Origin of the sequence: Actinosynnema sp. NPDC059335 (assembly GCF_042752395.1) — a bacterium.
In the GTDB taxonomy this organism is placed as follows: domain Bacteria; phylum Actinomycetota; class Actinomycetes; order Mycobacteriales; family Pseudonocardiaceae; genus Actinosynnema.
The window spans coordinates 1-27,000 of record NZ_JBHYXZ010000124.1; the positions used below are offsets into that span (position 1 = coordinate 1).

General features: G+C 73.9%; 24 protein-coding genes and 1 pseudogene. 9 read left to right on the forward strand and 16 right to left on the reverse strand.

What is annotated here, in order from left to right; genetic code table 11:
- The 13 genes and pseudogenes from ACFXGA_RS29925 to ACFXGA_RS29985 all read right to left on the reverse strand — a co-directional run.
- Positions 1 to 1,089 (reverse strand): annotated as a pseudogene (locus ACFXGA_RS29925) (NADH:flavin oxidoreductase); the annotation flags it as partial.
- The gene (locus tag ACFXGA_RS29930) at positions 1,086 to 1,508 is read right to left on the reverse strand and encodes a nuclear transport factor 2 family protein (protein WP_378093606.1); all 423 of its coding nucleotides are present in this window, start codon (positions 1,506 to 1,508) and stop codon (positions 1,086 to 1,088) included. The pseudogene ACFXGA_RS29925 and the gene ACFXGA_RS29930, both read right to left, overlap by 4 nt.
- Complete coding sequence (locus ACFXGA_RS29935) at positions 1,505 to 1,972, reverse strand: (2Fe-2S)-binding protein (protein ID WP_378093608.1); 468 nt, start codon at positions 1,970 to 1,972, stop codon at positions 1,505 to 1,507. Before ACFXGA_RS29935 ends, ACFXGA_RS29930 begins: the two co-directional genes overlap by 4 nt.
- Entirely contained in the window at positions 1,963 to 2,763 is an 801-nt protein-coding gene (locus ACFXGA_RS29940; RefSeq protein WP_378093610.1) for an FAD binding domain-containing protein, read from the reverse strand. The genes ACFXGA_RS29935 and ACFXGA_RS29940 overlap by 10 nt, the downstream gene beginning before the upstream one ends.
- Complete coding sequence (locus ACFXGA_RS29945; RefSeq protein WP_378093612.1) at positions 2,760 to 5,144, reverse strand: xanthine dehydrogenase family protein molybdopterin-binding subunit; 2,385 nt, start codon at positions 5,142 to 5,144, stop codon at positions 2,760 to 2,762. Before ACFXGA_RS29945 ends, ACFXGA_RS29940 begins: the two co-directional genes overlap by 4 nt.
- Positions 5,141 to 5,719, reverse strand: a complete 579-nt coding sequence (locus tag ACFXGA_RS29950) for an ureidoglycolate lyase (protein WP_378093615.1) — start codon at positions 5,717 to 5,719, stop codon at positions 5,141 to 5,143. The genes ACFXGA_RS29945 and ACFXGA_RS29950 overlap by 4 nt, the downstream gene beginning before the upstream one ends.
- Positions 5,716 to 7,083, reverse strand: coding sequence for an MmgE/PrpD family protein (locus ACFXGA_RS29955; protein ID WP_378093617.1), 1,368 nt, complete (start codon positions 7,081 to 7,083; stop codon positions 5,716 to 5,718). The genes ACFXGA_RS29950 and ACFXGA_RS29955 overlap by 4 nt, the downstream gene beginning before the upstream one ends.
- On the reverse strand, positions 7,080 to 7,880 hold the full coding sequence (locus ACFXGA_RS29960) for an ABC transporter ATP-binding protein (protein ID WP_378093619.1): 801 nt from the start codon (positions 7,878 to 7,880) through the stop codon (positions 7,080 to 7,082). The genes ACFXGA_RS29955 and ACFXGA_RS29960 overlap by 4 nt, the downstream gene beginning before the upstream one ends.
- A gap of 40 nt (positions 7,881 to 7,920) precedes the next feature.
- On the reverse strand, positions 7,921 to 8,691 hold the full coding sequence (locus ACFXGA_RS29965) for a hypothetical protein (protein WP_378093621.1): 771 nt from the start codon (positions 8,689 to 8,691) through the stop codon (positions 7,921 to 7,923).
- Entirely contained in the window at positions 8,675 to 10,132 is a 1,458-nt protein-coding gene (locus ACFXGA_RS29970; protein WP_378093623.1) for an FAD-dependent oxidoreductase, read from the reverse strand. Before ACFXGA_RS29970 ends, ACFXGA_RS29965 begins: the two co-directional genes overlap by 17 nt.
- The gene (locus ACFXGA_RS29975; protein ID WP_378093625.1) at positions 10,129 to 11,169 is read right to left on the reverse strand and encodes an ABC transporter substrate-binding protein; all 1,041 of its coding nucleotides are present in this window, start codon (positions 11,167 to 11,169) and stop codon (positions 10,129 to 10,131) included. Before ACFXGA_RS29975 ends, ACFXGA_RS29970 begins: the two co-directional genes overlap by 4 nt.
- Positions 11,170 to 11,192: 23 nt before the next feature.
- Entirely contained in the window at positions 11,193 to 12,029 is an 837-nt protein-coding gene (locus tag ACFXGA_RS29980; RefSeq protein ID WP_378093627.1) for an ABC transporter permease, read from the reverse strand.
- Between the two features lie 217 nt (positions 12,030 to 12,246).
- Entirely contained in the window at positions 12,247 to 13,044 is a 798-nt protein-coding gene (locus ACFXGA_RS29985; RefSeq protein ID WP_378093629.1) for an IclR family transcriptional regulator, read from the reverse strand.
- Between the two features lie 83 nt (positions 13,045 to 13,127).
- Here ACFXGA_RS29985 and ACFXGA_RS29990 point away from each other — a divergent pair, with 83 nt between their 5' ends.
- Positions 13,128 to 13,790: an SDR family NAD(P)-dependent oxidoreductase gene (locus tag ACFXGA_RS29990; RefSeq protein WP_378093631.1), complete on the forward strand. Its 663-nt coding sequence runs from the start codon at positions 13,128 to 13,130 to the stop codon at positions 13,788 to 13,790.
- Between the two features lie 98 nt (positions 13,791 to 13,888).
- On the opposite strand, the gene ACFXGA_RS29995 is transcribed toward ACFXGA_RS29990, so the two are convergent.
- Positions 13,889 to 14,806 (reverse strand): TauD/TfdA dioxygenase family protein, encoded by a 918-nt coding sequence (locus ACFXGA_RS29995; RefSeq protein ID WP_378093633.1) that lies wholly within the window; start codon positions 14,804 to 14,806, stop codon positions 13,889 to 13,891.
- 252 nt (positions 14,807 to 15,058) lie between these two features.
- Between ACFXGA_RS29995 and ACFXGA_RS30000 the strand changes: the two genes are divergently transcribed.
- The 8 genes from ACFXGA_RS30000 (at position 15,059) to ACFXGA_RS30035 (ending at position 24,028) form a co-directional block, all read left to right on the forward strand.
- Entirely contained in the window at positions 15,059 to 15,142 is an 84-nt protein-coding gene (locus ACFXGA_RS30000; RefSeq protein WP_360457754.1) for a putative leader peptide, read from the forward strand.
- A gap of 74 nt (positions 15,143 to 15,216) precedes the next feature.
- A complete protein-coding gene (locus ACFXGA_RS30005) occupies positions 15,217 to 16,224 on the forward strand; it encodes an ABC transporter substrate-binding protein (protein WP_378093635.1) in 1,008 nt (335 codons plus the stop codon).
- Positions 16,221 to 17,042 (forward strand): ABC transporter ATP-binding protein, encoded by an 822-nt coding sequence (locus tag ACFXGA_RS30010; RefSeq protein WP_378093637.1) that lies wholly within the window; start codon positions 16,221 to 16,223, stop codon positions 17,040 to 17,042. The genes ACFXGA_RS30005 and ACFXGA_RS30010 overlap by 4 nt, the downstream gene beginning before the upstream one ends.
- Positions 17,039 to 17,896 carry an ABC transporter permease gene (locus ACFXGA_RS30015; RefSeq protein WP_378093639.1) on the forward strand — a complete coding sequence of 286 codons (858 nt, stop codon included), beginning with the start codon at positions 17,039 to 17,041 and terminating at the stop codon, positions 17,894 to 17,896. The genes ACFXGA_RS30010 and ACFXGA_RS30015 overlap by 4 nt, the downstream gene beginning before the upstream one ends.
- 27 nt (positions 17,897 to 17,923) lie before the next feature.
- Complete coding sequence (locus ACFXGA_RS30020; RefSeq protein WP_378093641.1) at positions 17,924 to 19,846, forward strand: FAD-dependent oxidoreductase; 1,923 nt, start codon at positions 17,924 to 17,926, stop codon at positions 19,844 to 19,846.
- Positions 19,843 to 21,030: an ROK family protein gene (locus tag ACFXGA_RS30025; protein ID WP_378093643.1), complete on the forward strand. Its 1,188-nt coding sequence runs from the start codon at positions 19,843 to 19,845 to the stop codon at positions 21,028 to 21,030. Before ACFXGA_RS30020 ends, ACFXGA_RS30025 begins: the two co-directional genes overlap by 4 nt.
- 2 nt (positions 21,031 to 21,032) lie before the next feature.
- Entirely contained in the window at positions 21,033 to 22,364 is a 1,332-nt protein-coding gene (locus ACFXGA_RS30030; protein ID WP_378093645.1) for an LLM class flavin-dependent oxidoreductase, read from the forward strand.
- Positions 22,365 to 22,603: 239 nt separating this feature from the next.
- Positions 22,604 to 24,028 (forward strand): WGR domain-containing protein, encoded by a 1,425-nt coding sequence (locus ACFXGA_RS30035; protein ID WP_378093647.1) that lies wholly within the window; start codon positions 22,604 to 22,606, stop codon positions 24,026 to 24,028.
- A gap of 350 nt (positions 24,029 to 24,378) precedes the next feature.
- On the opposite strand, the gene ACFXGA_RS30040 is transcribed toward ACFXGA_RS30035, so the two are convergent.
- Positions 24,379 to 25,146 carry a transposase gene (locus ACFXGA_RS30040; RefSeq protein WP_378093649.1) on the reverse strand — a complete coding sequence of 256 codons (768 nt, stop codon included), beginning with the start codon at positions 25,144 to 25,146 and terminating at the stop codon, positions 24,379 to 24,381.
- Between the two features lie 33 nt (positions 25,147 to 25,179).
- On the reverse strand, positions 25,180 to 26,913 hold the full coding sequence (locus ACFXGA_RS30045) for a copper resistance CopC/CopD family protein (protein WP_378093651.1): 1,734 nt from the start codon (positions 26,911 to 26,913) through the stop codon (positions 25,180 to 25,182).
- Between the last annotated feature and the right edge of the window lie 87 nt (positions 26,914 to 27,000).

Consider the following 27,000-nt stretch of genomic DNA (forward strand, 5'->3'; position numbering starts at 1 on the left):
CGGGTTCACCATGCAGGTGATCGGCCGGTGGCCCGCGATCTCGCCGATGCAGAAGTTGCACGACACGCACGGGCGGATGTCGCGCTCGCGCCCCGCCGCCGCCTTGGCCAGCAGGTGCGGGTCGGCGATGTGCGCGCGGGTCATGGCGACCGCGGCGAGCCCGGCGGCCAGGCCGCGCTCGGCGTCGTCCAGGTCCACGAACCGGCACGCGGCCAGCACCGGGGTGCGCCCGCACCGCCGGGCGACGGCGAGGGTCTGGGCCAGGTACGGGGTGTGCCCCTCGCTCATGTCGGCGACGTGGTGCCCGATGGACGGCACCGTGTAGGACGCCACGGAGACGTTGAGGAACGCCAGGTCGCGGGTCGTGTCGAGCAGTTCCGCGACCCGCTCGCCCTCGGCGAGCGTCTGCCCGCCCTCGACCAGCTCGTCCGCGCTCATCCGCACGCCCACCGCGACCTCGCCGCCGACCGCGTCGAGCACCGCGTCCAGCACCTCCAGCGGGTACCGCAGCCGGGCGTCGAAGTCGCCGCCGTAGGGGTCGGTGCGCGTGTTGGACGCCGGCGAGAGGAACTGGTGCAGCAGGTGGCCGTGCCCGAAGTGGATCTCCACGCCCTGGAAGCCCGCCGCCACCGCGAGCCGCGCGGCGTCGGCGTAGGCGGTGCGGACCTCCGCCATCTCCCGGCGGGTCATCGCGTGCGGCACCGCGCCCGCGACGTTCCACTTGCGCGGCGACGGGCCCCACGCGGCCGACCGGCGGAACACGTTCTCGCTGTGCCGGCCCGCGTGGGTGATCTGGGTGAAGATCGCGGCGCCCTCGGCGCGCACCGCCTCCACGACCCGGGTGAGACCGGGCAGCGCCGCCGGCGAGGCGGACAGGCCGCCCGCCCGGCCGAGGCTCGTGCCGTGCACCCGCAGCGGCTCGGTGATGATCAGGCCGACCCCGCCCCGCGCGCGTTCGGCGTGGTAGGCGACGTGCCGGTCGGTCGGCAGGAAGTCCACGCCGAAGTTGGTGGTGTGCGCGGAGACGAACACCCGGTTGCGCAGCGCCACGCCGCCCAGCTCGACCGGGGAGAACACCAGCGGCCTCATGCGGCGCCGCCGGGTCGCCAGCGCTCGTCCAGCTCGGCCGCGGTGCGCGCGTCCAGCACCCCGGTCTCGGCCAGGTCGTTCCACACCCGCTGCTCGACGATCAACCCGTCCCGCACCACGAACCGGTCCACGTACCGGACGTGGTCGAACGCGACGCCGTGCCGGTTCTCGCCGTGCAGCCGGCCCGTGGAGTAGACGACGGCGGAGTCCGGCCCCTCCACGCTGTCGTAGTGGTCGCGGTGCTTGTCCACGCAGCGGTAGCGGGTGGCCGAGACCGCGGCCAGCCGGGCCAGGTCGGTGTACTCGCGCCCACCGGGGAAGATCATGCGCACGTCCGGGTGGAGCCGGCGTGCGGCGTCGGCGAGCCGCCCCGCGCCGTACGCGGCCAGGAACTCCTCCACCACCTCCCACGGCCTCATCGCGGACACCCCCCGCAACGCCGCGCGGCCTCGCGGACGGCGGTGACGATCGTGTTGTAGCCCGTGCAGCGGCACAGGTTCCCGTTGACGGCGGCGAGGATCTCCTCGTCCGTCGGGTCCGGGTTGGACTCGATCAGCTCCCGGGCGGTGAGCAGCATGCCGGGCAGGCAGAAGCCGCACTGGAAGGCGAACCCGTCCCAGAACGCCTCCTGCACCGGGTGCAGCTCCTCGCCGTCGGCCAGCGACTCCACCGTGCGCACGTCCCCGCCGTCGGCGGTGAGCGCGAGCACCGAGCAGGACTTGGTCGTGCGGCCGTCCAGCACGACCGTGCAGGCGCCGCAGTCGCCGGTCAGGCAGCCGACGTGGGTGCCGGTCAACCCGACCCGCTCCCGGATCGCGTGCACCAGCAGCGTGCGCGCGTCGGCGTCGAACTCGTGCTCGCGGCCGTTCACCGTCAGTCGCACCGCTCCTCCTCCACTGCGTGCGCCACCGCGCGATCCGCGATCACGGGGGCGACGCGCCGCCGGTAGGCGGCGTCTGCCAGCACGTCGGACCACGGCCGCGCGGCGTCCAGCGCGGCCCACACGGCCTCGCGGTGCGCGTCGGCCCAGGACTCCCGCCCGACCTCCACCACCACCGGGGTGGCCGCCGCACCGCCGATGGCGACCCGGACGACCGCCGGCCCGACCAGGGCGGCCGCGGTGACGATCGGCCAACTGCTCTCGGCGAGCTTGAACTTCAGGTACCCGATCGCGGCGTCCGTGCGGGGCACTGTGAACGCGGTCAGCACCTCGTCGGGCTCGCGGGCGGTCCGGAACCCGTCGGTGAAGAACTCCCCCGCCTCGACCTCGCGCCCGCCCCGCGCGCTCGCCAGCCGCATCCGCGCCTTCAGCGCGACCAGGCAGGCGGGCACGTCCGAGGCCGGGTTGGCGTAGCACGCCGACCCGCCGGCGGTGCCGCGGTGGCGGATCTGCGGGCCGCCGGTGATGCCGCGCGCCACCCGGGGCAGCAGCGGCAGGTCGGCGGCGGCGAGGTCGGCGTAGGTGGTCATCGCGCCCACCACCACGCCGTCGTCGGCGGCCGTGACGCCCGCCAGGCCGGCCCTGGACAGGTCGACCAGCACGCGCGGCCGGACCTTGCCGTGCGTCAGGTCCGGCACGAGCATCGTGCCGCCGCCGATCGCCAGCCCGTCGCCGTCGGCCAGGGCCGCGACGACCCCGCCGACGTCGCGCGGCGCGGTGTACCCGGGGGTCATCGGGCCACCGCCGCGTCGATCAGGCCGAGCACGACCGGCGGGGTCAGCGGCACCGAGGTGACCGTGACGCCCAGCGGGGCCAGCGCGTCCTCGACCGCGTTGGCGACCGCCGCCTGCGCGCCGCCCACGCCCGCCTCGCCCGCGCCCTTGTTGCCGTGCATGGTGAACGGGCTGGGCGTGACCTGGTGGACCATGCGCAGGGTCGGCACGTCGCCCGCGCGCGGCAGCAGGTAGGTCTTGAACCGGTCGCTGGCGAGCCGGCCGTCCGCGTCGAACACCAGCTGCTCGGACAGCGCCGCGCCCAGGCCCATCACGACCGCGCCGCGCGCCTGGCCCTCGACCAGCGCCGGGTTGATCATCGTGCCGCAGTCGTGCGCCATCACGTAGTCCAGCAGCGACACCTTGCCGGTGCCGGTGTCCACCTCGACCACCGCGGCGTGCAGGCAGCTCGAATAGGTCGGGTAGGGCTGGATGCGGCCGTGCTCGTCGGGGACGTGGTCGATGTTGCCGGGCTTGTAGGCGCGGGTGGACTCCAGCACCGGCTCGATGTCGCGCCCCACGGCGAACGCCCTGGTCAACAGGGTGCGGGCCACCTCGGGCACCGGCACGCACCGCTCGGGCGCGCCCAGTGCCCGCACCACGCCGTCGACCACCTCGACCCGGTCGCCCGGCACGTCCAGCAGCCGCGCGCCGAGGTCGGCGAGCTTGCGCCGCACGTCCCGCGCGGCCAGCGTCGCCGAACCGCCGCCGACGACCATGCTGCGCCCGCTGAAGTTGCCGAAGCCGTTGGGGCAGCGGTCGGTGTCGCCCTGCACCAGCTCCACCCAGTCGATCGGCACGCCCAGCTCGGTGGCCACGACCTGGGCGATGCCGGTGTCGTTGCCGCCGCCGGGGTTGGTCACGCCGGTCAGCACCGTCACCTTGCCGGTCATGCTCATCCGGACGGTGGTGGTGTCGAACCCGGAGACGAACGTGCCGGGGCTGTCGGAGGACTCCGGGGTCAGCTCGAAGGCGAAGCCGACGCCGAGGTGGCGGCCCTCGGCGCGGGCGGCCCCCTGCCGGGCCCGCAGGGCGGGGTAGTCCAGCGCGGCCAGCGTCTTGTCCAGCAGGCCGTGGAAGTCGCCGCTGTCGATGTTCAACCCGGTGGACGTGCGGTAGGGGAACGCGTCGGCGGGGACGAAGTTGCGCCGCCGCACCTCGACCGGGTCCAGCCCCAGCTCGCGGGCGACGAGGTCGACCACCCGCTCCATGACGAAGTGCGCGGCGTCCTTGCCGAACCCGCGGGCCGCGTTGACCGGCGGCTTGTTCGTGCACACGATGTCCAGCTCGACGCGGACGTCGCGGACCGCGTAGCCGGACGGCAGCGTGGTCGCGGACATGTTCGGCATCGCCCACCCCGCCTGCGCGGTCAACGCGCCGACATCGGCGACGATGTGGTCCACCAGGGCGGTGATGCGGCCGTCGGCGGTCGCGCCCGCGGTGAACCGGTGCACCTGGTTGCGCGCGCCCGCCATCAGCGCCACCCGGCGGTCCTCGATCCACTTGACCGGCGCGCCGACCAGCTTGCTCAGCAGCGCGACCAGGGTCTCCTCCGGGTGGCCCTGCATCTTGAGCCCGAAGCTGCCGCCGACCTTGGCGGTGACGACGCGGATCCGGTCCTCGTCCAGGCCCAGCGTGCGGGACAGCATCCAGCGCATCTGGTGCGGGTTCTGGCAGGACGCGTGCACGGTGAGCGTCCCGTCGTCGGCGTCCCAGGAGGCCAGGTAGCCGCGCGGCTCCATCGGCGCGGTGGTGGACCGGCCGATCCGCAGCTCGCCGCTCACCACCACGTCCGCGGCGGCCAGCGCCGCGTCGGTGTCGCCGGTGCCGTAGCGGTTGTGGACGACGACGTTGCCCGGCCAGTCGTCGTAGAGGCGCGGCGCGTCCGGTCGCATCGCCTCGTCGGCGTCGAGCACGTGCGGCAGCACCTCGTAGTCGACCGCGATGAGGGCGGCGGCGTCCTCGGCCTGCTCGCGGGTCTCGGCCACCACCGCCGCGACGGGCTGCCCGGCGAACACGACCTTGTCCGCCTGGAGGCAGTGGATGTCGGTGCGGTTGCCGTTGCGGGCGGCCGGGTCGATGAAGTACGGGATCGGCCCGGTCAGCTCGACCGCCTGCCGCCCGGTGAGCACCAGGCGCACCCCCGGCGCGCGTTCGGCGGCGGAGGTGTCGACGGCGGCGATCCGGGCGTGCGCCACGGTGCTGCGCAGCACGTGCGCGTGCAGCAGGCCGGGCGGCCGGTAGTCGTCGACGAACTTGCCGCGCCCGGTGAGCAGGGCGGCGCCGTCGCGCTTGCGCGGCGATCCGCCGATGCCCGCGGCGGCCGGGGGCGCGGTGGTCACGGCAGCTCCACCCGCAGCCGCTTCCCGGTGCGGTGCACGGGGTTGCGCTTGTCCACGTCCAGCTCGTGCACCTCGCCGTTGGCGTCCACCGCGGACTGCAGGCCGCCGGTCACGCCGGGCGTGCTGGAGATGAAGAACAGCTGGCCGTCGCGGGTCGGGAACGGCGGCTCGTGCCAGGTGCCGCGGCGGATGTTGAGCACCGTGTCGCCGGGCACCAGGAACGCGCGGATCGAGGCGAAGTCGGGGAAGCCGTCCACCAGCGGCGCGTCCGGCGGCGCGACCACCGAGACGAACGCGTCGCCGCCGAGCGGGATGAACGTCTGCGTGATGCCGTGGTGGCGCTCCAGGTAGCGGATCCCGCCGCCGCGCAGCCCGACCCGGAACAGGATGAACTCCGGGGCCTCGTCCACTTCGAGCCGCATGGGGCCGTGGATGGCGTTGGCGCCGTGGTAGAGGTCGATCGGCAGCTTCGGGGTGGTGCGCAGCGAGACGACCTCGCCGAAGGGGGCGAACGCCTCGGCCGTCACCGGCTCCGGCACGATGACGTGCACGTCCGCGTCCACGATGTCGGTCATGGTTGCTCCTTCTCGGGCGGGCTGGTCAGCAGGTCGACGAGGTCGCGGGCGGTCATCGGGTCGCCGTCCAGCAGGGCTCCCGCGACGCGGCCGGCGGCGGCGCGGCCGAACACCGGTTCGGTGTAGCCGGCGAACTTGGCGAGCAGCCGGTCGCGGCCCAGCGGGGCCCGGCTGTCGCCGACGGGGACGTCCACGGTGCGGGTGTGGGTCGTGCCGTCGGCCTCGGTCAGCGTGACCCTGGTGGCGGTGTGCTCCGGGTAGCGGGCCTCCAGGTCGTCGGCGCGGCGCAGCCGCACCAGGTCCGCGACCCGCAGCACCGCCGGGTCGCCGCGCCGGTCGGCGGCGTACTGCGCGCCGCCGACGTGCCGGTCGGCCAGCGCGGCGCCGACCGCGAACGGCAGGCTGAGCGTGCAGGTGACCGTGCCGGGGTCGGCCGTGACCGGGCGGTCCACCAGCAGCAGCGCGATGTCGTAGGTCTCGACGTCCACCGCGGTGATCCGGTCCGGGGTCAGCCCGTGCTCCTCGGCCAGCTCGGCGGTCGCCTGCGCGGCGCCGTGGGTGTGCCGGCACCCGGCGAACCACTTCTGGTGCACGTCCAGGACGGTCCACTCCTCGCCCAGCCCGTCGGCGACCGACGCCGCGCCGTCGCCGCCGAGCACCGCGACGAGCCCGCGCGGGTGCTCGACGACCTCGCGCCAGCCCGACAGGCCGGCCTGCGCCGCCAGGGCGGCCTCCACCCCGGCGCGGGCGATCTGCCCGGCGAACGCCGGTTTGGTCCCCGGCGCGGCGAAGATCGACTCGATGAGGACGCCCGGCGCGAAGAACGCCGCCGCGCCGATCGCGTCGGCGACGCCGTCCTCGTCCAGCCCGAGCAGCCGCGCGCACGCGGCCGCCGCGCCGAACGACGCCGCCGTGGGGAACCACCCGGCCCTGGTGGCGGCGGGGTGGGCGGCGCGGGCGATGCGGTTGGCCACCTCGTACGCCACCACGACCGAGGTCAGCAGCTCGGGCAGGTCCGCGTCAACGTGCTCGGCGACGGCCAGCACCGCCGGGATGGCGTGCGACGGGTGGAACCCGCCGAAGCGGTAGCCGTCCTGGTGCTCCAGCACGTCCGCCGCCGCGCCCGCGCAGAACGCGACGTCCGGCAGCGGCGCGGCGGCCCCGGTGCCCACCACCCTGGCCTCCGGCACGCCGCCCCGGGCCAGCACGAGCCGGGTCAGCGCGGCGACCTCGGGCACGCCGGCCCCGCCGGTCGCCGCCCCGAGGAAGTCCAGGACCAGCGCGCCCGCCTTGGCCGCGACCTCCCCGGGCAGGTGGTCGCGGGCCAGTCCGGCGGCGAAGCCGGCCAGCGCGCGCGTGGTCACCGGTGGCCGCCCAACTGCTTGCGCAGCCGGCCGACCAGCTCGCCGAAGTGCGGGTCGTCGGCGACGGTCAGGTCCCGGGGCCGCGCGAAGTCCACGTCCACGACGTCCTGGATGCGGCCGGGCCGCTGGGACAGCAGCACCACGCGGTCGGCGAGGAAGACCGCCTCGCTGATGGAGTGCGTCACCAGCACCACCGTCTTGCCCATGTCCATCCAGACCTTCTGCAGCAGGAGGTTCATGGAGTCGCGGGTCATCGCGTCGAGCGCGCCGAACGGCTCGTCCATCAGCAGGATGGACGGGTGGTGGATCAGCGCGCGGGCGATCGCCACCCGCTGCTGCATGCCGCCGGAGAGCGCCTTCGGGTAGTGGTCGAGGAAATCGCTCAGCCCCACGGAGGCGGCCAGCTCCTCCACGCGCGCCCGGCGCTCGGCCTTCGACACGCCCTTGCCCTCCAGCGGCAGCGCGATGTTGCGCCACACCTTGCGCCACGGCATGAGGTTCGGCGCCTGGAAGACGAACCCGAGCGAGCCCAGCGCGTCCCGCGACGGTTCGGCGGACCGCCCGGAAAACAGCGGCTTGCCGCCGATCTCGATCACGCCCTCGGTGGGCGTGATCAGGCCGGCCAGCATCCGCAGCAGCGTGGTCTTGCCGCACCCGGACGGGCCGAGCAGCACCACGAACTCGCCCGGGGCGACCTCCAGGTCGGTGGGCAGGAGCGCCCGGACCGGACCGGCGCCCGCCTGATAGGTCTTGCCGACCCCGCGCACCGAGATCGACGCGCCGCTGCCGGTACTCATGGTCATCTCCTCCTCGGTGGGCGTCGCCGCCGTCGTGCCCTCAGTCGGCATACGCCACCGCCGCCAGCTCGTCCCACGCGCGGCCGGGCGGCGGGGTGCGGTACTCGGTCGTGGGCGCGGCGTCGGAACGGATGAACGACATCGTGCCGCCGCGGCTGTAGAGCGGGCCGTGGAAGACGTCCGGGGAGCGGAAGAAGTACGCCCCCTCGCGCATCACGCCACGCGCTCCCATGAGGACGTCGCCGTAGATCTTGAACGACTCCTCGTAGACGGGGTGCGCCTCTTCGTCGGCCGAGCGCCAGCCCGGCATCATCGCCGCCAGGTAGATGTAGGCGGCGTCGTCCGACCGCAGCACCTTGGTCATCGCGCCCGGGTCGAGCGGCGTGTCACCGCTCCACGTCGCGGGCGTCCACTTGAGCCGTTCGGTGTGCGTGACGCGCGCGGAGGTCCCGCCTCCCTCGCCGGCGAGGAACCGGGGCGGTCCCCAGAACCCGCAGTAGAGCGTCAACCCGCGCACCGAGGGCACGAGGTCGATCGCCGCGCCCGCCGGGACGTGCACGTAGTCGTTGACCCCCAACGGCTCCCCGTCGAGCGAGCCCGCCCCGGAGACCACGTAGACGTCGGCCTCGGCGGGCAGCACACCGCGGTGCGGGGCGTTCAGCCGGAGCAGGAACGTCTCCGCGCCGTCGTCCGGGTCGGCGCTGAGCAAGCGCTTGCGCCCGCCCGCCGGGGCGCCGAAGTCGCCCTCCGGCACCGGGTGCCACGGCAGCTCGGCGCTGCTGACGAAGTCGACGTCAGACCTGTTCCACATAGGACGCCTTTCCGGGTGATTCGGCGGCCGGCGCGCCGAGCATCCGACCGAAGGACAGGGCGGGGGTGACGCTCATCCCGCTCACGAAGGACTTGCCGGACAACGCGCTGCCGCCCAGCACCTCGCCCGCCGCGTAGAGGTTCTCGAACGGCCCCTCGACGCCGAGCACCCTCAACCTCCCGTCCACGGCCAGGCCCGCCGGGCTCTTCAACGTCGAGCCGTGGTTGAGCACCGCGTAGAACGGCGGCTCGGCGACGGGCAGCGGCCGGTGCTCCCGGCCGAAGCGGTCCCGTGCGCCGGACGCCAGCGCCGCGTTGTACTCGGAGACGGTGGCCGCGAGCCCGTCCGGGTCGATCCCGGCCGCCTCGGCCAGCCCGGCGAGGGTCGCCGCGGTGGCGAACGACGGGTGGTCGGAGAACGCGGCGGCCAGCTCGCTGTCCGGCCAGGTCGGCAGCAGCGCGGGCGCGGCGCGCCGGATCGCCTCGTCGTAGACCACCCAGAACCGCAGGTCCGGCTGGTCGAGCAGGGCGTTCTCCCGCACGTCCACGCTCGCGTCGTCCTCGGCGACGAACCGCTCGCCGCGGGCGTTGACGTGGATCTCCCACGGCGCGCGGGACTGCGGCGTCAGCACCGGGAAGTCGTCCAGCGGCACGGTCTTGGCCGTGCTGTCGCGCAGCAGGACCCCGCCGTAGGTCGGCAGGAACAGGTCGCCGCCGCGCACCCGCGCGCCCAGGTCCACGGCCGCCCGCAGGCCGCTGCCGGTGGAGGTGGGCGCGCCGGGGCCGACCAGCGGCGCGCCCCCGGTCAGCCGGGGGAACAGCTCGGCGTTGCCCGCGTAGCCGCCGGAGGTGAGCACCACCGTCGCGGCCTCGATGTCGGTGATTGAGCCGTCCGGCCCGGTCACCGACGCGCCCCGCACCCGACCCGGACCGTCCGGGTGCAGGGCCGTCATGGTGTGGCTGCTCAGGAATTCGACCGACCCGGCGGCGCACCAGCGCTCGAAGCGCGGGAGCAGGACCTCCAGCACGGACCGCCCGCCGTTGCGGCCCCAGTAGGTGCGGGGCAGCGAGTACGGCTCGTGGAAGTACAGGATCGCCGGCGCGTCGGGGTCCATGTCGAACCCCGCGGACATCAGCCAGTCGACGGTCTCGGGCGCGCGCTCGACGGCCAGGCGCACGAGCCCGGGGTCGGCGGTGTTCTTGCTGATCCGCATGACGTCGTCGTAGTGCAGCTCGGGGCTGTCCCTGATGCCCTTGGAGCGCTGCAACGCCGTGCCGCCGGCGGACATCTGCGCCCACGACCGCCACAGCGTGCCGCCCGCCCGGTCGGCCTGCTCCACCACGGTGACCCGCAGCCCGGCCCTCGCCGCCTCGATGGCGGCGGGCAACCCCGCCGTGCCCGCGCCGACGACGAGCAGGTCGGTCGTGACGGTCCCGGTCACAGGGCGTCCACGAAGCGGGTCGTGACGAAGTCGGTGACCGGCTTGGTGCGGTCCTTGACGATGCCCGAGCGGCGCATCAGCTCCAGGGCGGACTCCCACGCGGGCAGGTCCACCGACAGGTACTGGCCGTTGCCGGGCTTGCAGACCTCGGGCTGCGCCTCGGTCTTGAGCTTGGCCAGGTCGCGGTCGCTGACCTCGACCGGGTTGAACGCGCCGACGGCGGACAGGACCTTGTCCAGGTTCGACCCGTCCTCCAGGAACTGGTAGCCCTTGCGCGAGGCGCGCAGGAACCCGGTGATCGCGTCGGCCTGCCGGTCCAGGTCGGCGGTCTTGACGAAGTACGAGTCGCCCGGCATCTTCGCGAACTCGTCGGTGTTGAGGTAGTGCAGGTCGATCTTGCGCTGCTTGAACGATGCCTCCGAGCCGATGAAGGTGATGAAGCCGTCCACCTCGCCGCGGCGCAGGAACTCCAGCGACCCGACGTCCGCGCCGGTCACGACCTTGCGGACCTTGTTCGGGTCCAGGCCCTCGGCGACGGCCATCGCGTCGAGCAGCAGCTCGGTGGTGCCGCCCTTGGAGATGACGCCGATGGTCTTGCCCTGCCACTCGCTGGGGTGCTTGAGCGGCTTGGCCGGGTCGGAGGCGAGGCTGTACTGGCTGCGGTGGTCGCCGTGCGCGACGGTGATGATCGGCGTGCCGCTGTCGGCGATGAGGGGGCAGGTGATGACGGACGCCGCCTTGCCGAGCAAACCCTGGCCCGCGGCCACCTGGGAGATCGAGCTGGCGGTGCCGGTGCCGCCGACCGGGGTGACCCGCAGGCCCTCGGCGGCGAAGAAGCCCTCCTGGATCGCGACGTAGACGTCGGCGTAGTTGATGAGGTGCTGGAAGGGCGTGACGAACACGGCCTCCGGCAGCGACTGGTCGACGGTGGCGGCCCCGCTGTTCCCGGTGGACGGTGCGCAGCCGATGAGGAAGGTGCCGCCCGCCGCGGCGGTCACGGCGAACGCGCCGGTGCGCAGGAAGGATCGACGGTCCATGGTGTTCTCCTTGCGAGTCCGACTCAGAGGGTGGAAGCGCGCCCCGACGATTCGTGCCACGGGATGGCGAATCGGCGGATGCCGGCGACGACGGCGTAGAGCAGGAACCCCAGGACCGTCATGATGATCACGACGGCGAACAGCTGGTCGGTGCGCAGGCCGGCGAGCATGATCGTGGCGAGCGCGCCGAGCCCCTCGTCGCCGCCCAGGTACTCCCCGACGATGGCTCCGGTGATGGCGAAGACGATGCCCAGCTCGATGCCGGTCAGCACCGCGGGCAGCGAGGACGGGATGTCCAGCGAGATGACGCGCTTCCACCACGGCGCCTGGATGACCCGCATCAGGTCGCGGTGGCCGGGCTCGATGGAGCGGATGCCCAGGATCGTGTTCTGCGTCATCACGAAGAAGCTGATGATGGCCGCCATGAAGATCTTCGAGGTCAGCCCGAAGCCGAACCACAGCAGCAGCAACGGGACGATCGCGACCTTGGGCACCACCTGGGTGGCCACCAGGAAGGGCGACAGCACGCGCTCGACCGAGCGCATCTTGCCCAGCACGATGCCCATCGCCACGCCGACGACGACGGCGATCCCGAAGCCCACCACGGTCTCGTAGAGGGTGACGTAGGTGGCCTCGTAGATCATCCGCTGGCCGAGCAGGTCGATCAGCGCGAACCACACGTCCTCCGGCGGCGGCATGATCAGCTCACCGACGTCGAAGAGGACCGTGTAGAGCTTCCACGCCCCGATGAGGGCGGCCAGGATCAACGGCGTCGTGACCCACAACAGCCATCGGGGACCGGTCTCCTCGCGCGCGGCGCTGCGGCCGGGAGGGGGTGGTGCCTGAACTTCGCTTGCCATGCGGCGACCTCCTGGAAGCCGACGAACATCCCGCGTTGTAACGCTGTGCGGAACGGCGTACCGGATTGCGGCACTGTAAGCAGAGGTCGATTGCAGGGTCAAGGATTCGTTGCGTCATTCGCCGGGCCGATTCGCCCAGGTGGACGGTGCGCACCGGGGTGGGCGCGCACAGTGAGCGACACGTTCCGCTGCGCGGAACGTGCTGGTGGGAGAGGTGTCAGGCGCGGTAGCCGAGGCCCGCCGACACGGCGGCGGCGGCCTCCACGACCAGCTCGCCGTACTCGGCGGTCTTGTCGTCGCCGAAGCGCGAGATCGGGCCGCAGACCGAGATGCTGCCGTAGACGCGACCGCTCGCGTCGAACACGGGCGCGGCGACGGAGCCGGCGTCGACCTGCCGCTCGCCCCGGCTGACGGCGTACCCGCGCGCGCGGATGCGGGTCAGCTCGGCCAGCAGCTCCTCGGGGCTCGTGACCGCCACCCCGGAGTTGACGCGCCGCTCCAGGTAGCCCTCGATCTCGGCCGGGCCGAGCGCGGCGAGGATCGCCTTGGACGAGCCGCCGACGTGCAGCGGGAACAGCTTGCCGAGCTGCACCGCCATGCGGATCTCCTGCGGGGACAACACCTGCGCCAGGTACATCCGCTGGTCGTTGTAGCGCGCCGAGACGGTGGCCGTCTCGCCGGTGCGGGCGACGAGCCGTTCCATGTGCGGCTGCGCCACCTTCGGCACCTCGAGGCGGTTGAGCGCGGCGAAGCCGAGGCTGACCGCGCCCGGACCGAGCCGGTAGCGCCGGGTGCGCTCGTCCACCACGCACAGCCCGGTGGCGACCAGCGTGCGCACGGCACGGTGCACCACGGTCTTGCTCAGCCCCAGCATCCGGGCCAGCTCGGACACCCCGACGTCGGGTTCGGTGGACTCCGCCACGGCGAAGAGGATCTGCAACGCACGGGTGAGACCTGAACTGGTCTCGCCGTCCTCGCCGGCGCCGTTGCGCGCCGCCACCCCGCGCGTGGTCATGCCGCGGAGTATAAACAAGGCCGTCCGCGGGCGTGGCGCACGTCATGCCGCGCCCGATCGTTCCCAATGCTAAGAAAGTCGCCATGCACCAGACCGTGCTCGTCGTAGGCGGCGCAGGCGGCATCGGCGCGGCGTGCGCCGACCACTTCCGCGCGGCCGGCCACACCGTCGTCGTCCTCGACCGGGCGCACGGCCACGACGCGGCCGACCCGGAGTCCGTCGCCACCGCGCTGGACGGCGTCGGCCACCTCGACGCCGTGGTCCACGCGGCGGGCTCGGTCGGCCGCGGCGGCATCGAGGACCTCGACCTCGACCAGTGGCGCCGCGTCATCGACGACAACCTGACCAGCGCCGTGGTCGTCCTGCGCGCCGCGCTCCCCCTGATGACGCGCGGCGGCTCGGTCGTGCTGTTCAGCTCCGTCAACGGCCGGCACGGCGGCAACCGGCTCTCCGGTCCCGCCTACGCGGTGGCCAAGGCCGGGATCATCGGCCTGACCAAGCACCTGGCGAAGGACCAGGCCGGCCGCCGGATCCGCGTCAACTGCCTCGCCCCGGGCCCGGTCGCCACCCCGATGCTGGCCCGCCTGACCGCCGCGGAGCTGTCGGAGTTGCGCGCCTCGATCCCGCTGGACCACGTGACCGCGCCGGACGAGATCGCGGGCACCGTCGCGTGGCTGTGCTCCCCCGCCGCCGCCTCGATCACCGGCACCACCATCGACGTCAACGGGGGCATGTGGATCGGCTGACGGTCCACTGTGGAACGTGCCCGGCCGGAGGAGCCGCGGCGGACCTCGGCAACCGGTCCACCGGGACTCCCCTCGGCACGTCCCGGCCGTCGTGAAGGTCAGAGGGACGAGAAGCGCGCCGCGTCGCCCACCGCGGTGGTGCTCGTGACGCCGTCCACGCTCACCGGGACGTCGCCCGCGATGGTGATCCGGTGCAGGCGGCGGCGGGCGTCGTCGTAGTCGGCCACGCCGTAGTGCTGGGTGGCGCGGTTGTCCCAGATCGCCACGTCGCCGTCGGCCCACTGCCAGCGCACCGTGTTCTCCAACCGGGTCACCCGGTCCTGGAGCAGGCGGTAGACCGTCTGCGACTCGGCGCTCGTCAGCCCCACGATCCGCGTCACGAAATGGCCGAGCAGCAACGCCCGCTCGCCGGTCTCCGGGTGCACGCGCACCACGGGGTGCTCGGTCTCGTACCGCTGCGACCGGAACTCGTCGCGGTACGACTCCTCCTTCACGTCCACCCCGCCGATCCGGGTCGAGTCCACGTGCCCGGCGTAGTCGTAGACGTTGCTGTGCACCGCCCACAGCCGGTCCGCCAACGCCTTCAACGCGGGCGGCAGCTCCTCGTAGGCGCGCGCGGTGTTGGCCCACACCGTGTTGCCGCCGTACGGCGGCAGCTCGACCGCGCGCAGGATGCTGATCGCGGGCACCCGGTCCACGAACGTGACGTCGGTGTGCCAGCTGTTGGCCTTGCCGTAGTCGGAGTCGATCGGCAGCACGTTGGCGTGCTCGCGCCCCTTGACGGTCGGGTGCGCGAGCGTCGGCTCGCCGAGCAGCCGGGCGAACGCGAGCTGGCCCGCGTCGTCCAGGTGGTGCTGGCCGCGGAAGAACACGACCTTGTTGGCCAGCAACGCCTCCCGGACGGTCGCGACGGCCCCCTCGGACAGGTCGCCGCCCAGCCGGACGCCGTCGACCCGCGCGCCGATGCCCGCGCCGAGCCGGTGGACGGTGATCGTGTCGGAAAGCTGTGCGGTCATCGCCGTGTCCTCTCGTGGGAATGGATTCGCATTTCACGATGGCCGGCCGCGCACGGCGGGCACAACATTGCGCGGCGGTGAATTAAGTCGTCCCAGCACGCGGACGCGGTTGACACCCGAACCGTTCCCGGCACTTCGTTGCGCAGCGCAAAAAAGTGGCCGGTGTCCAGCTCCGCGCACCGCCGGCTCCATGATGTGGGACGGCGACCGAGCCCGTTGACCCCGCCTGACCTGGGTGTGAGGCTCGGGAACGTGAGCCAAGCCGTCAACCTCACCTCGCGCCGGCACGTCGATCTCCGACGGCAAGCCGGCGCGCTCTGTCGCGCCGGTCGTTGACCAGTCCCCCCTTGTCCGGGCTATTCGCGCCCGGTATTCCGGCCTGCCCGCATTTCCCCAGCAAAGGATTCGCCGTGATCAGCACGCGACGGAACTTCCTCGGCCTCACCCTGCTCGGCCTGACGGCGGCCACGGTCGGCTGCTCCACCGCGGGCGCCGGTGGCGGCGCCGAGACCAGGACGCTGCGCTACCAGGGCTGGGCGGGTGACGTGACGCTGCCCGAGCTGGCCGCCGACCTCGGCTTCCTGGGCGACGTGGAGCTGGAGTGGGTCGGCAACACGACCAGCGGCCCGCAGGACATCCAGTCCGCCGCCACCGGCCAGGTCGACTTCGGCGGCGCGTTCAACGGCGCGGTGGTCAAGCTCAAGGCCGCCGGCGCCCCGATCAAGTCGGTGATCGGCTACTACGGCTCCGACGAGGCGGCCTTCAGCGGCTTCTACGTGCTCCAGGACAGCCCGATCTCCTCGGCGCGCGACCTCCTCGGCAAGAAGGTCGGCATGAACACCCTGGGCGCGCACCACGAGGCGATGCTCGGCATCTACCTCAAGCGCAACGGCCTGTCCCCCGACGAGATCGGGAAGGTGGAGCCGATCGCGGTGCCGCCGGTCAACATCGAGCAGTCCGTGCGGCAGGGCCAGATCGAGGTCGGCGTGCTGGGCGGCATCCTGCGCGACAAGGCGTTGGAGAAGGGCGGCCTGCGCAAGCTGTTCTCCGACTTCGACCTGCTGGGCGCGTTCACCGCGGGCACGTACGTGTTCACCGAGAAGTTCCTGCGGGACAACCCGACCACCGTGCGGTCCTTCGTCAGCGGCGTGGCCCAGGCCATCGAGTGGAGCCGCACGACGCCGCGCGAGGAGGTCGTGGCGCGCAAGGTCGAGATCCTCACCAGGCGCGGGCGCAACGAGGACCCGACCGCGTTGCGGTACTGGAAGTCCAACGGCGTCGCCGAGAGGGGCGGCCGGATCGTGGACAAGGAGCTGGCGCTGTGGGTCGACTGGCTCGCCGAGCGCGGCGAGATCACCAGGGACCAGGTGAAGCTCGGCGACCTCTACACCAACGAGTTCAACGGGTTGGCGGCATGAGCGCGCACATCGCCTTCCGCGACGTGACCAAGCGGTTCGTGGTGCGCGACCGCGCGTCCCGGCGGCGCGCCGAGTTCACCGCCGTGCGGGGCGTGGACCTGGAGGTGGAGCGCGGCGAGTTCCTGGTCCTGGTCGGGCCGAGCGGCTGCGGCAAGTCGACGCTGCTCGACCTGCTCGGCGGGCTGACCGAGCCGAGCGAGGGCCAGGTGCTGCTGGACGGCGCCCCGATCACCGGCCCCGGCCTGGACCGCGGCGTGGTGTTCCAGCAGTACGCGCTGCTGCCGTGGCGCACCGCGCAGGGCAACGTCGAGTTCGGGCTGGAGGCGGCCGGCGTGCCGCGCCGGGAGCGGGCCGGCCGGGCCCGCGACTTCCTCGACCTGGTGGGCCTGAGCGGGTTCGAGGACCGGCACCCGCACCAGCTCTCGGGCGGGATGCGGCAGCGCGTCGCGATCGCCCGCAGCCTGGCCTACGACCCGGCCGTGCTGCTGATGGACGAGCCGTTCGCGGCCCTCGACGCGCAGACCCGCGAGTCGTTGCAGGACGAGCTGCTGCGGATCTGGCGGCGCACCGGCAAGACGGTCGTGTTCATCACGCACTCCATCGACGAGGCGGTCTACCTGGGCCAACGGGTCGCGGTGCTGACCTCGCGGCCGGGCCGGGTCAAGGAGGTCGTCCCGATCGACCTGGGCGACCGCGCCGACCAGGCCGACCCGCGGTCCGGCGCCGCGTTCGCGCGGTGCCGGCACCGGATCTGGGAGCTGCTGCACGACGAGGTCTCCCGCGCCCAGCAACAGGAGAAGGAGGTGGCGTCGGCATGACCGCGCTGCTGGAGTCACGACCGGCCGTGGACGGGGAGCGGCCCGCCGGCCGGGACCGGGTGCGGCGGCCGTCGGTCGCGCGCCGGGTCGCCGACGCCCTGGTGACGGCCACCGGCAAGGTGGCGGCGATCGCGCTGCTGCTGGCGGTGTGGGAGACCGCGCCCCGGCTGGGCCTGGTCGACGCGACGTTCCTGCCGCCGTTCTCCACCGTGCTCGACGAGTGGTGGCGGCTGGCGGGCGACGGCCGGCTGCTGGACCACACCGGGGCGAGCCTGGCCCGGTCGCTGTCCGGGTTCGGCCTCGCGGTGGCGGCGGCCGTGCCGCTGGGCCTGCTGATCGGCTGGTACAAGCCGGTGGCGACGCTGCTCGGGCCGCTGCTGGAGGTGTTCCGCAACACCGCGGCGCTGGCCCTGCTGCCGGTGTTCGTGCTGCTGCTCGGCATCGGCGAGACGTCGAAGGTCGCCATCGTGTTCTACGCCTGCACCTGGCCCATCCTGCTCAACACGATCAGCGCGGTGCGCGGCGTCGACCCGACCCTGCTGCGGCTGGCGCGGTCGGTGGACCTCTCCGGGTTCCGGCTGTTCCAGAAGGTGATCCTGCCCGCCGCCGTGCCGACGGTGTTCACCGGCATCCGGCTGGCGGGCGCGGTGTCGATCCTGGTGCTGGTGGCCGCGGAGATGGTGGGCGCGAAGGCCGGGCTCGGCTACCTGGTCAACGCCTCGCAGTTCAACTTCGCCATCCCCCGGATGTACGCGGGCATCGTCACGATCTCGGCCATCGGCGTGCTGTTCAACCAGGTGCTGGTCGCCCTGGAGCGCCGGTTCACGTCCTGGCGCGTCCCGGTCGGTTCCTGATCCCCCGAGCACGGAAGGAGACCTCGCATGACGCTCGAACTCGACGCGGACGTGCTGGTCGTCGGCGGTGGGCCCGCCGCGACCTGGGCCGCGCTCAAGGCCGCCGAGGACGGCGCCTCGGTGGTGCTGGCGGACAAGGGGTACTGCGGCACCAGCGGCGCGACGGCGTCCGGCGGCACCGGCGTGTGGTATGTGCCGCCGGAGCCCGAGGCCCGGGAGCGCGCCATGGCGAGCCGGGAGGCGCTGGGCGGGCACCTGGCCGACCGGCGCTGGATGGCCCGCGTGCTGGACGAGACCTACGACCGGATCAACGAGCTGGCCGAGGTGGCCCGCTACCCGTTCCCGGTAGGGCCGGACGGCGTGCCGCTGCGCAACGGCCTGCAAGGGCCGGAGTACATGCGGCGGCAACGCGTCCGGGTGCGCCGGGCCGGAGTGCGGGTCCTCGACCACAGCCCCGTCACCGAACTGCTCACCGCGGCCGACGGCGCGGTGGCGGGCGCGGCGGGCTACCGGCGGCAGGCCGACCGGGAGTTCCGGGTGCGGGCCGGCGCGGTGGTGCTCGCCACCGGCGGCTGCGCGTTCCTGAGCAAGGCGTTGGGGTGCGACGTCAACACCGGTGACGGCGCGCTGTTCGCCGCCGAGGTCGGCGCGGAGCTGTCCGGCATGGAGTTCTCCAACGCCTACGGCATCGCGCCCGAGCACACGTCGGTCACCAAGACCGCGTTCTACAACTACGCCACGTTCTACCGGGCGGACGGCTCGGTGCTCGACGGCGCGGGCAGCCAACGCGGCCGGTCGGTGATCGCGCGGACGCTGCTCGGCGGGGAGAAGGTGTTCTGCAAGCTCGACCGCGCGGACGAAGCGGCGCGCAAGGCGATGCGACTGGCGCAGCCGAACTTCTTCCTCACCTTCGACCGGCTGGGCATCGACCCGTTCACCCAACCGTTCGCGGTGACCCTGCTGGCCGAGGGCACGGTGCGCGGCACCGGCGGCATCCGGATCGTCGACGACGGCTGCGCCACCACCGTGCCGGGCCTGTACGCGGCCGGTGACGCGGCGACCAGGGAGCTGATCTGCGGCGGGTTCACCGGCGGCGGCAGCCACAACGCGGCGTGGGCGATCTCGTCCGGGTCGTGGTCGGGGCGGGCGGCGGCCCGGTTCGCCCGCGCGCTCGGCCCGGCCGCCGCCCGGCGGCCGGTGACCGCCGCCGGCGGCGCGGGACTGCGCCCGACCGGCCCGACGACGGCCGCGTCCCCGGCGGACGTCGTGGCCGCCGTGCAGGCCGAGGTGCTGCCGTACGACAAGAACTACCTGCGGCACGGTGACGTGCTGCGCACGGCGTTGGGGCGGCTCGACGCCACGTGGTCGGCGGTGCGCTCCGGGCTGCGCGCCGAGGGCGCGGACCTCGTCCGCGCCCGCCAGGCCGCGGCAATGGCCGCGCACGCCCGCTGGATGTACGCCTCGGCGCTCGTGCGGCGGGAGAGCCGGGGGCATGGCCAAGCGGCTCGACTTCCCCGACCTGGACCCGGCCCAGCACTTCCGGATCACCTCCGGCGGCCTGGACGAGGTGTGGGCCCGGCCGCAGGAGGTCGCGGCATGATCGAGCTGGTGTCGGTCGCGCGGTGCGTCGCCTGCGACAAGTGCGTCGCGGTGTGCCCCACCAACGTGTTCGACCGGGGCGCGGACGGCGTGCCGGTGATCAGCAGGCAGCAGGACTGCCAGACCTGCTTCCAGTGCGAGGCGAACTGCCCGACCGACGCGTTGTTCGTGGCGCCGCAGACCCACCCGCTGCCCGCGGGGTCGTCCGCCCACGACGAGGAGCACCTGCGGCGCACGGGGCTGCTCGGCAGCTACCGCCGGGACATCGGGTGGGGCCACGGGCGCACGCCGGGCGCGGCGCGGGCGGTCGGTCCGGCGCTGTCCCCGTCCGGCCCGCCGCTGATCTCGTGAACGGCGGCGTCGCGGGCCGCGGCACGGCCGCCGCGGCGTTGCTGGGCGCCGTGCTGCGGCACGGGCCGGTCGCGCGCACCACCATCGCCCGGCTGACCGGCCTCAGCCCGGCGGCGGTGACGCGCAACTGCGCGGCCCTGGCCGGGCTCGGCCTGCTCACCGAGGTGGCGGAGGCGTTGCCGTACCGGGGCATGGGCCGCCCGCACACGCCGGTGGACGTGGAAACCGGCCGGCACCTGGTGGCCGGCATCCACATCGCCCACGAGCACTGCACGCTCGCGCTGCTGGACCTGCGCGGGCGCGTCCGGGCCCGGCTCCGGGTCCCGCACCGCGACCCGGACGACCACCGGGAGGTGCTGGCCACCGCCGCCGACCACCTGGTGCGGCTGCACGCCGAGCACCTGCCGGGGCACGTGCCGCTCGGCCTCGGCGTGGCCGCCGGCGGCTGGGTCGACACCGAGGCGGGCGTGCTGGTCGAGCACGCCTCGCTGGGTTGGCGGGACGTGCCCGTGCGGGACCTGCTCGCCGCGCGGACCGGCCTGCCGGTGCTGGTGGACAGCCACGCGCGGGCGTTGGCGCGGGCCGAGCAGCTGTTCGGCGCGGCGGGCCACCACGAGTCGCTGGTGCACCTGTTCGTCGGCAACGTGGTGGACGCGGCGATCGTCACCGGCGGCGGCACGCACCGGGGCGCGCGGTCGGCGGCGGGAGGCGTCGCGCACCTGGCGCTCGGCGACCCGGCGATCCAGTGCCCGTGCGGCCGCACCGGGTGCCTGGAGGCCACGGTGTCCGACCGCGCCTGGGCGTGGCGCGCCTACGGGTCGGGCGTGATCGACCGGCCGTCGATCTCGGACCTGGGCGACGCCGCCGTGGCCGGGAACCCGGCGGCGACCGCGCTGCTGGTCGACCGGGCCAGGATCGTCGCCCGCGCGGCGGCGCTGCTGTTCGACATCGTCAACCCCGACGTCCTCGTGGTCACCGAACTGGGTGTCATCCGGCTGCCCGAGTCCGCCGACGCGCTGCGCGCCGAGGTGGCCGCGGCGTCGCGCGTGTGCCCGTCGCCCTCGGCCGTGCTGCCGAGCAGCTTCGGCCTGGACGTCCTCGGCGTGGCGGCCGGGGCCGTGCAGCTCGACGCGATCTACGCCGATCCCCTCAACCTGCGCAACCCGATCCGATTGGGAGTCTGAAGTTGTCCGCACGCGAGCTGCACCTCAACGCGTTCCTCATGGGCGTCGGCCACCACGAGGCCGCCTGGCGGCACCCCCGCACCGACCCGCGCGCCCTCGACGACGTGGCGCACTTCCGGCACCTGGCGCGGGTCGCCGAGCGCGGCACGTTCGACTCGGTGTTCCTGGCCGACGGCGTGCAGATCTGGGGCGACGTGCGGCACACCGCCGCCAACCGGTTCGAGCCGATCACGCTGCTGACCGCGCTCTCGCAGGCCACCGAGCGCATCGGGCTGATCGCGACCGCGTCCACCGGGTTCAGCGAGCCGTTCAACCTGGCGCGCTTGTTCTCCTCGCTCGACCACATCAGCGGCGGGCGCGCCGGGTGGAACATCGTGACCACGGCGGGCGACCGGGCGGCGCAGAACTTCAACCGCGAGGTCAACGCCGAGCACGCCGAGCGCTACGAGCGCGCCGCCGAGTTCCTGGACGTCGTCACGGCGCTGTGGGACTCGTGGGAGGACGACGCGCTGGTCGTGGACCGGGAGTCCGGCGTGTTCGCCGAGGACGCCAAGGTGCACGAGATCAACCACAAGGGCCGGTTCTTCTCGGTGCGCGGCCCGCTGAACGCGGTGCGCAGCCCTCAGGGGCACCCGCTGCTGGTGCAGGCCGGGTCGAGCGAGGACGGCCGGGCGTTCGCGTCGGCGTGGGCGGAGGCGGTGTTCACCGCGCACCAGACGCACGGCGACGCGACCGCGTTCTACGCCGACCTCAAGCGCCGCGTCACGGCCCGGGGACGGGACGCCGACGACGTCAAGGTGCTGCCCGGGATCGTCCCGGTGCTCGGCGGCACGGAGGCCCAGGCGCGGGCGTTGGCCGACGAGCTGGACGCGTTGATCATCCCGGCGCGGGCGGTGCGGCAGTTGGCCGAGCTGATCGGCGTCGACCTGACCGACCACCCGCTCGACGAGCGGTTGCCGGAGTTCCCGCCGGTCAGCCGCGTCAACGGCGCGAAGAGCCGGTTCGAACTGGTGCGCGACCTGGCCGTGCGCGAGCGGCTGACGCTGCGCCAACTGCTCGGCCGGCTCGGCGGCGGGCGCGGGCACCAGGTCGTCGCGGGCACGCCCGAGCAGGTCGCCGACCACATCGAGCTGTGGTTCACCACGGGCGCGGCGGACGGCTTCAACGTGATGGCGCCGCTGCTGCCGTCGGGCCTGGAGGACTTCGTGGACCACGTGGTGCCGCTGCTGCGGTCCCGGGGCCTGTTCCGCACCGAGTACACCGGCCGCACGCTGCGCGAGCACTACGGCCTGCCGCGCCCGGCCGGCCGGTACGCCGCGACCGCGCTGGTCTGACGCGTCGCGGGCCCGGACGACCGGCCACCGCCGCGATGCCCCGGTGCCACGCCGGCGGCGTCGCGGGTCCGGGCGGCACGAACGACCGGCGTGACGCCGGCGGCGTGGCGGGGCGGGGCGGTCTGCGGCACCGACCGACCGCGATCCCGGCGTCACGCCGGCCGGGTGCCCGGCCGGCGTGATCCGGAATTGTCGGTGGCGACCGATAGCGTGCCCCTCAATCGAGCAGGAGGGGGAGCATGACCGCCACCACGTACTTGGAGCTGTCCGAAGCGGGCGGCGGCGCGCACAAGTTCTACGAGGTGCGCGTCGAGGACACCGAGGTGACCATCACCTACGGGCGCATCGGGGAGCAGGGCCAGGTCCGCACCGCGACCTTCGCCGACCACGCCAAGGCGGTCAAGGCCGCCGAGCGGAAGATCGGCGAGAAGGTGCGCAAGGGCTACGCGCCCGCGGTCAGGGGCGTGCGGCAGCGCAGACCGGTCAGCAGGCGGCAGATCGTGAGCACCCGGTCGACGGCCCGCCAGGCCCCGGTGCTGTGGCGGTTCTCGTCCGGCGCGCCGGCGTACGGCATCTACGTCGGCGAGGACCAGGCGTGGGTCGGCAACGAGAACGGCGACATCTACACCCTCGCCCACGACGGCCGGGTCACCGGGCGGTTCGGCCTGCCGGACGCGGTCAAGTGCATCGTCGCCGACGACTTCTGGATCTACGCCGGGTGCGACGACGGCCGGGTGTACGACCTGGGGGCCAAGGTGCCCCGGGTGGCCTACGAGATCGCCGACGACGTGGACATCTACTGGCTCGACATCCACGACGGCGTGCTCGGCGTGTCCGACCGGCAGGGCCGGGTGACGGTGGTGGACCACGAGGACGAGTTCCAGTGGTCGCGCCCGGCCACCGGCGACAGCGCGTGGATGGTCCGCTGCGCGCCCGAGGGCGTCTTCCACGGCCACTCGCGCGGCGTCACGCACTACACCGACCGCGGCGACCGGGTCTGGCACGCCGAGACCGCGGGGCAGGTGCTGTTCGGCTGGCAGGAGCGCAGCGAGGTGTTCGCCGGCACGAGCCGCGGCCACGTGCAGCGCATCCGCAAGTCCGACGGCGCGCACGTGGCCGACTACCGCTGCGACGCGCCGGTGTTCTCCTGCGCCACCTCCCCCGACGGCGAGCTGGTGTTCGCGGGCGACAACCAGTCCTCGGTGTACTGCTTCGCCGCCGACGGCACGAGGCTGTGGAAGCTCGCGACCGGCTGCGGCTCGGCCTACTCCATGCAGTACCGCGACGAACGGCTCTACCTGGTGACGACGGACGGCTCGCTCGCGTGCCTGGACGCCGGCCCGACCGCCGTGCGGGCCGCCGAACAGGGCCACCTGCCCCCGCGCCGGGACATCAAGGCGGGCCCGATCGCCCGCGTCGAGCCCACCGCCGAGGTCGAGGTCGTCTCCCACGCCGTGCCGGGCGAGGGCGTCGTCGTGGAGTGCGTCCAGGAGGGCGGCCGGGTGCGGGTGCACGTGGTGTCGGACGGCTACGACCCGACGTGGGGCGTGCAGTTCCCGAAGAACATCCGCGTGCCGGGCGCGCGCTACCTGGTCACCGAAGTCCTCACCTCGGCCAGCGGCTCCTTCTACCGCACGCGCGGCGAGATCAGGCGACTGCGCTGACGGCCCGGCCTCCAGCACCCACCGTCACCCGCCGGGTGGGCCGCCACTCCCGACCGCGGCCCACCCGGCGCACGACACCGACCACCTCCGCACCCGAACCCGCTCAGCTCACCCGACCGGCCACCGCCGGAGGCGACGGCGACCGGACCGAACCCCACGGCCGGGAAGAACAACCCCGGCCGGTGAACCGCCCGACCGCCCACCCCGCGCCGCCGGGTCCCCGCGCCACCAGAGCCCCACCCCGCCGGAGGCCCACCCCGCCAGGACCCCGCCCCGTCAGACCTCCGCCGGGCTCCCTCGCTGTCGGATCTCCGCGCCGTCAGAATTCCGGCCGGGCAGGTCCCGCGCCGTCAGGTCGCCGCACCGCCCTCCGCCGGGAACCGGACCGACACCCGCCCCTCCTGCTGCCCGAGCCACGCGGTCAGCGCGTCGGCGCGGCGGGTTGGCCGCCAGGTCTGCACGATGGTCAGCCGGCGGCCGCGTTGGCGGACCAGCCGGGTGAAGAACTCGGTCAGCCGGACGCCGTCGAACGGGTCGCGGCCGGCCAGGAACAGCACCGTGCCGCGCGCCGACACGGCGTAGAGCACGTGACCGCCGGCACCACCCGACGGCGGCCCGGTCAGCCCCTGCGCGGGCGCGGTGTGGACCCACAACGCCTCCGCCCCCGGGGGCGCGGTCGGGCGGACGCGCGGTCGTTGGAGCAGGACCGACTCGGCGAGCACGCCCCACCGGATCAGGTAGTTGCGCGCCGTAGGGACCGACAGGGCGATCCCGAACCGGCTGTTGACCAGCTCCACCACCGCCTGGTTCGTCCACAGCCAGTACCCGAGCCCGACCTGCTCCGGCCCGCACGTCGTCACGACCCTGATCGTCCAGAGCTGCTGCGCGTACGACAGCGCGAGCTGCTCGCCCCGCCGCCTGCCCCGCCGCCTGCTCTGCAACGCCTCCTCGCCCCGGCTCCGGTACTCGCGGTGCCAGGTGCTGATCGTCTGCCGCGACACCCCGAACACCCGCGCGACCTCCGCCCGGGAGACGCCCGACTCGACCGCGGCGATGGCACGCCGGCGCAGGGCCTCCAGTGCGTCGGGTGGCAGTCTGCGCGCGTCTTGGGCGGACATTGAGGTCACCATCCGTTCGTCCGATCACCGCGGTCAGGCGATGGTCACGGGAACCCGCACGATGGCCTCGTCGACATCGGATGTGCGAATGGCCAACGACATCTCCCACTGCCCGGATACGGGCAGGGAGATCGCGTCGGAGAGGTAATGCCCCGGCACACCGCCGTAACGCAACGGCACGGTCATCGGCCCCGGCGACCGCTCGGCGTGGCTCAGCGTCGCGCGCACCTCGGCGACCTCCCTCGGCTGCCCCTGCTCGTCCAGCACGGCCACGTGCACCTCGCTGCCGCCGGCCGCGCCCGGCGCCACCAGGGCCGCGACCTTGCCCCGCCCGGCCGCGCCACCGGCGTCGAAGTCGGCCACGACGGGCTCGCCCGGCGCGGACCGCGCCACGGCGACCTCCTCCACCGCGGCGGGGTCGGTGTTGACCAGCACCGCGGTCAGCGCGAGCACCAGCGCCGCGATGCCCGCCTCCGCCGCCACGACCGCGCCGAAGCGCCGCACCGGCCCGGCGCCGGGACCGCGCGCCACCCGCCGCCGATCCGACACCGTGACCACGGGGAAGCCGTAGTGCCGCCGCACCCAGCGGCGGGCCGCCGCGCCGAGCGCGAGGAGCACGGCCACCAGCGCGAGCTTGCCCAGCAGCACCCGCCCGTACGGGGTGCCGAGCAGGGCCGACGGGCCGTCCAGGAGCCGCCAGGACTGGAACGCGCCGGTCACGACCAGCACGAGCACCGACACCAGCGCCACCCGGGAGAACCGCGGCACCGCCACGCGCATCGCGGGCACGTCGTCGGACCGCACCACGACGGCCGCGACCACGACCAGGCCGCCCAGCCACACGGCCATCGCGGTGAGGTGCACCGCGTCCACCACCAGTGACAGACCGACCAGGCCGCCGGCCGCGCTGTGCGAGGCGGCGCTCCAGGTGAACGCGAGCAGGCACGCCGCCCCCAGCACCACCGCACCGCGACGACGACGTTCCACCTCCACGCCACCACGACGCAGGAACCGCACCAGCGCGAACCCCACCAGCCCCAGCACCAGCAGACGCACGAGCACCACCACGCCCAGCCGCGTGCCGATGGTGTCCACGACCAGGGACGGGTCGAGCGCGGCGGTGATCGGCCGGGACGTGGCGTAGGGCCCGTAGAGCAGCAGCACCAGGGCGGTGGCCGCGACCGACGCCCACCACCCGCTCACCAGCAGCACGCGAACCCGCCGCCCGGCCACGGCGGCGGCCTGGCACCACGCGACGAAGAACGCCGCGCCGCCCAGCAGCGCGAACCCGGCGAAGGACAGCCACCGGGACGTGCCGTAGGCCGCCACCGCGAGGCCGTCGGCCTCGACCTCGGCCCCGGCCGCCGAGGTCGACGGCCGGCCCACGCTGAACACGAACGCGCCCCGGGCCGGATGGGTGTCCGCCGACGTGACCTGCCAGTTCACCGTGTAGCTGCCGTCGGACAACGCCCTCGGCACGGACACCGCCAGCACCTCCGGCCTGCCCTCGGCGTGCGCGGGCGCGGCGGTGCCGATCAGGTCGCCGGCCGGCCCGACGAGCCGCACGGTCGCCAGGCCGAGGTCCACGGGCTCGCTGAAGGTGAGCGACACCTCGGCGGGCGAGGCGTCGAGCACCGCCCACCCGGCCGGGCTGGTCGAGACGACGGTGGCGTGCGCCCGGGCGACACCGGGCCCGCCCGGGAACGGCAGCAGGACCGGCACCAGCGCCAGGGCGAACGCGACGCACGCGCGCACGAACTTGTTCACCACTTCTCCTCTCACCAGGGTGACGGGGGTGGGCGCGGGGTCGACGGCCGTCGAAGGAACGTCGACCCCGCGTGGTCAGACCCGTGC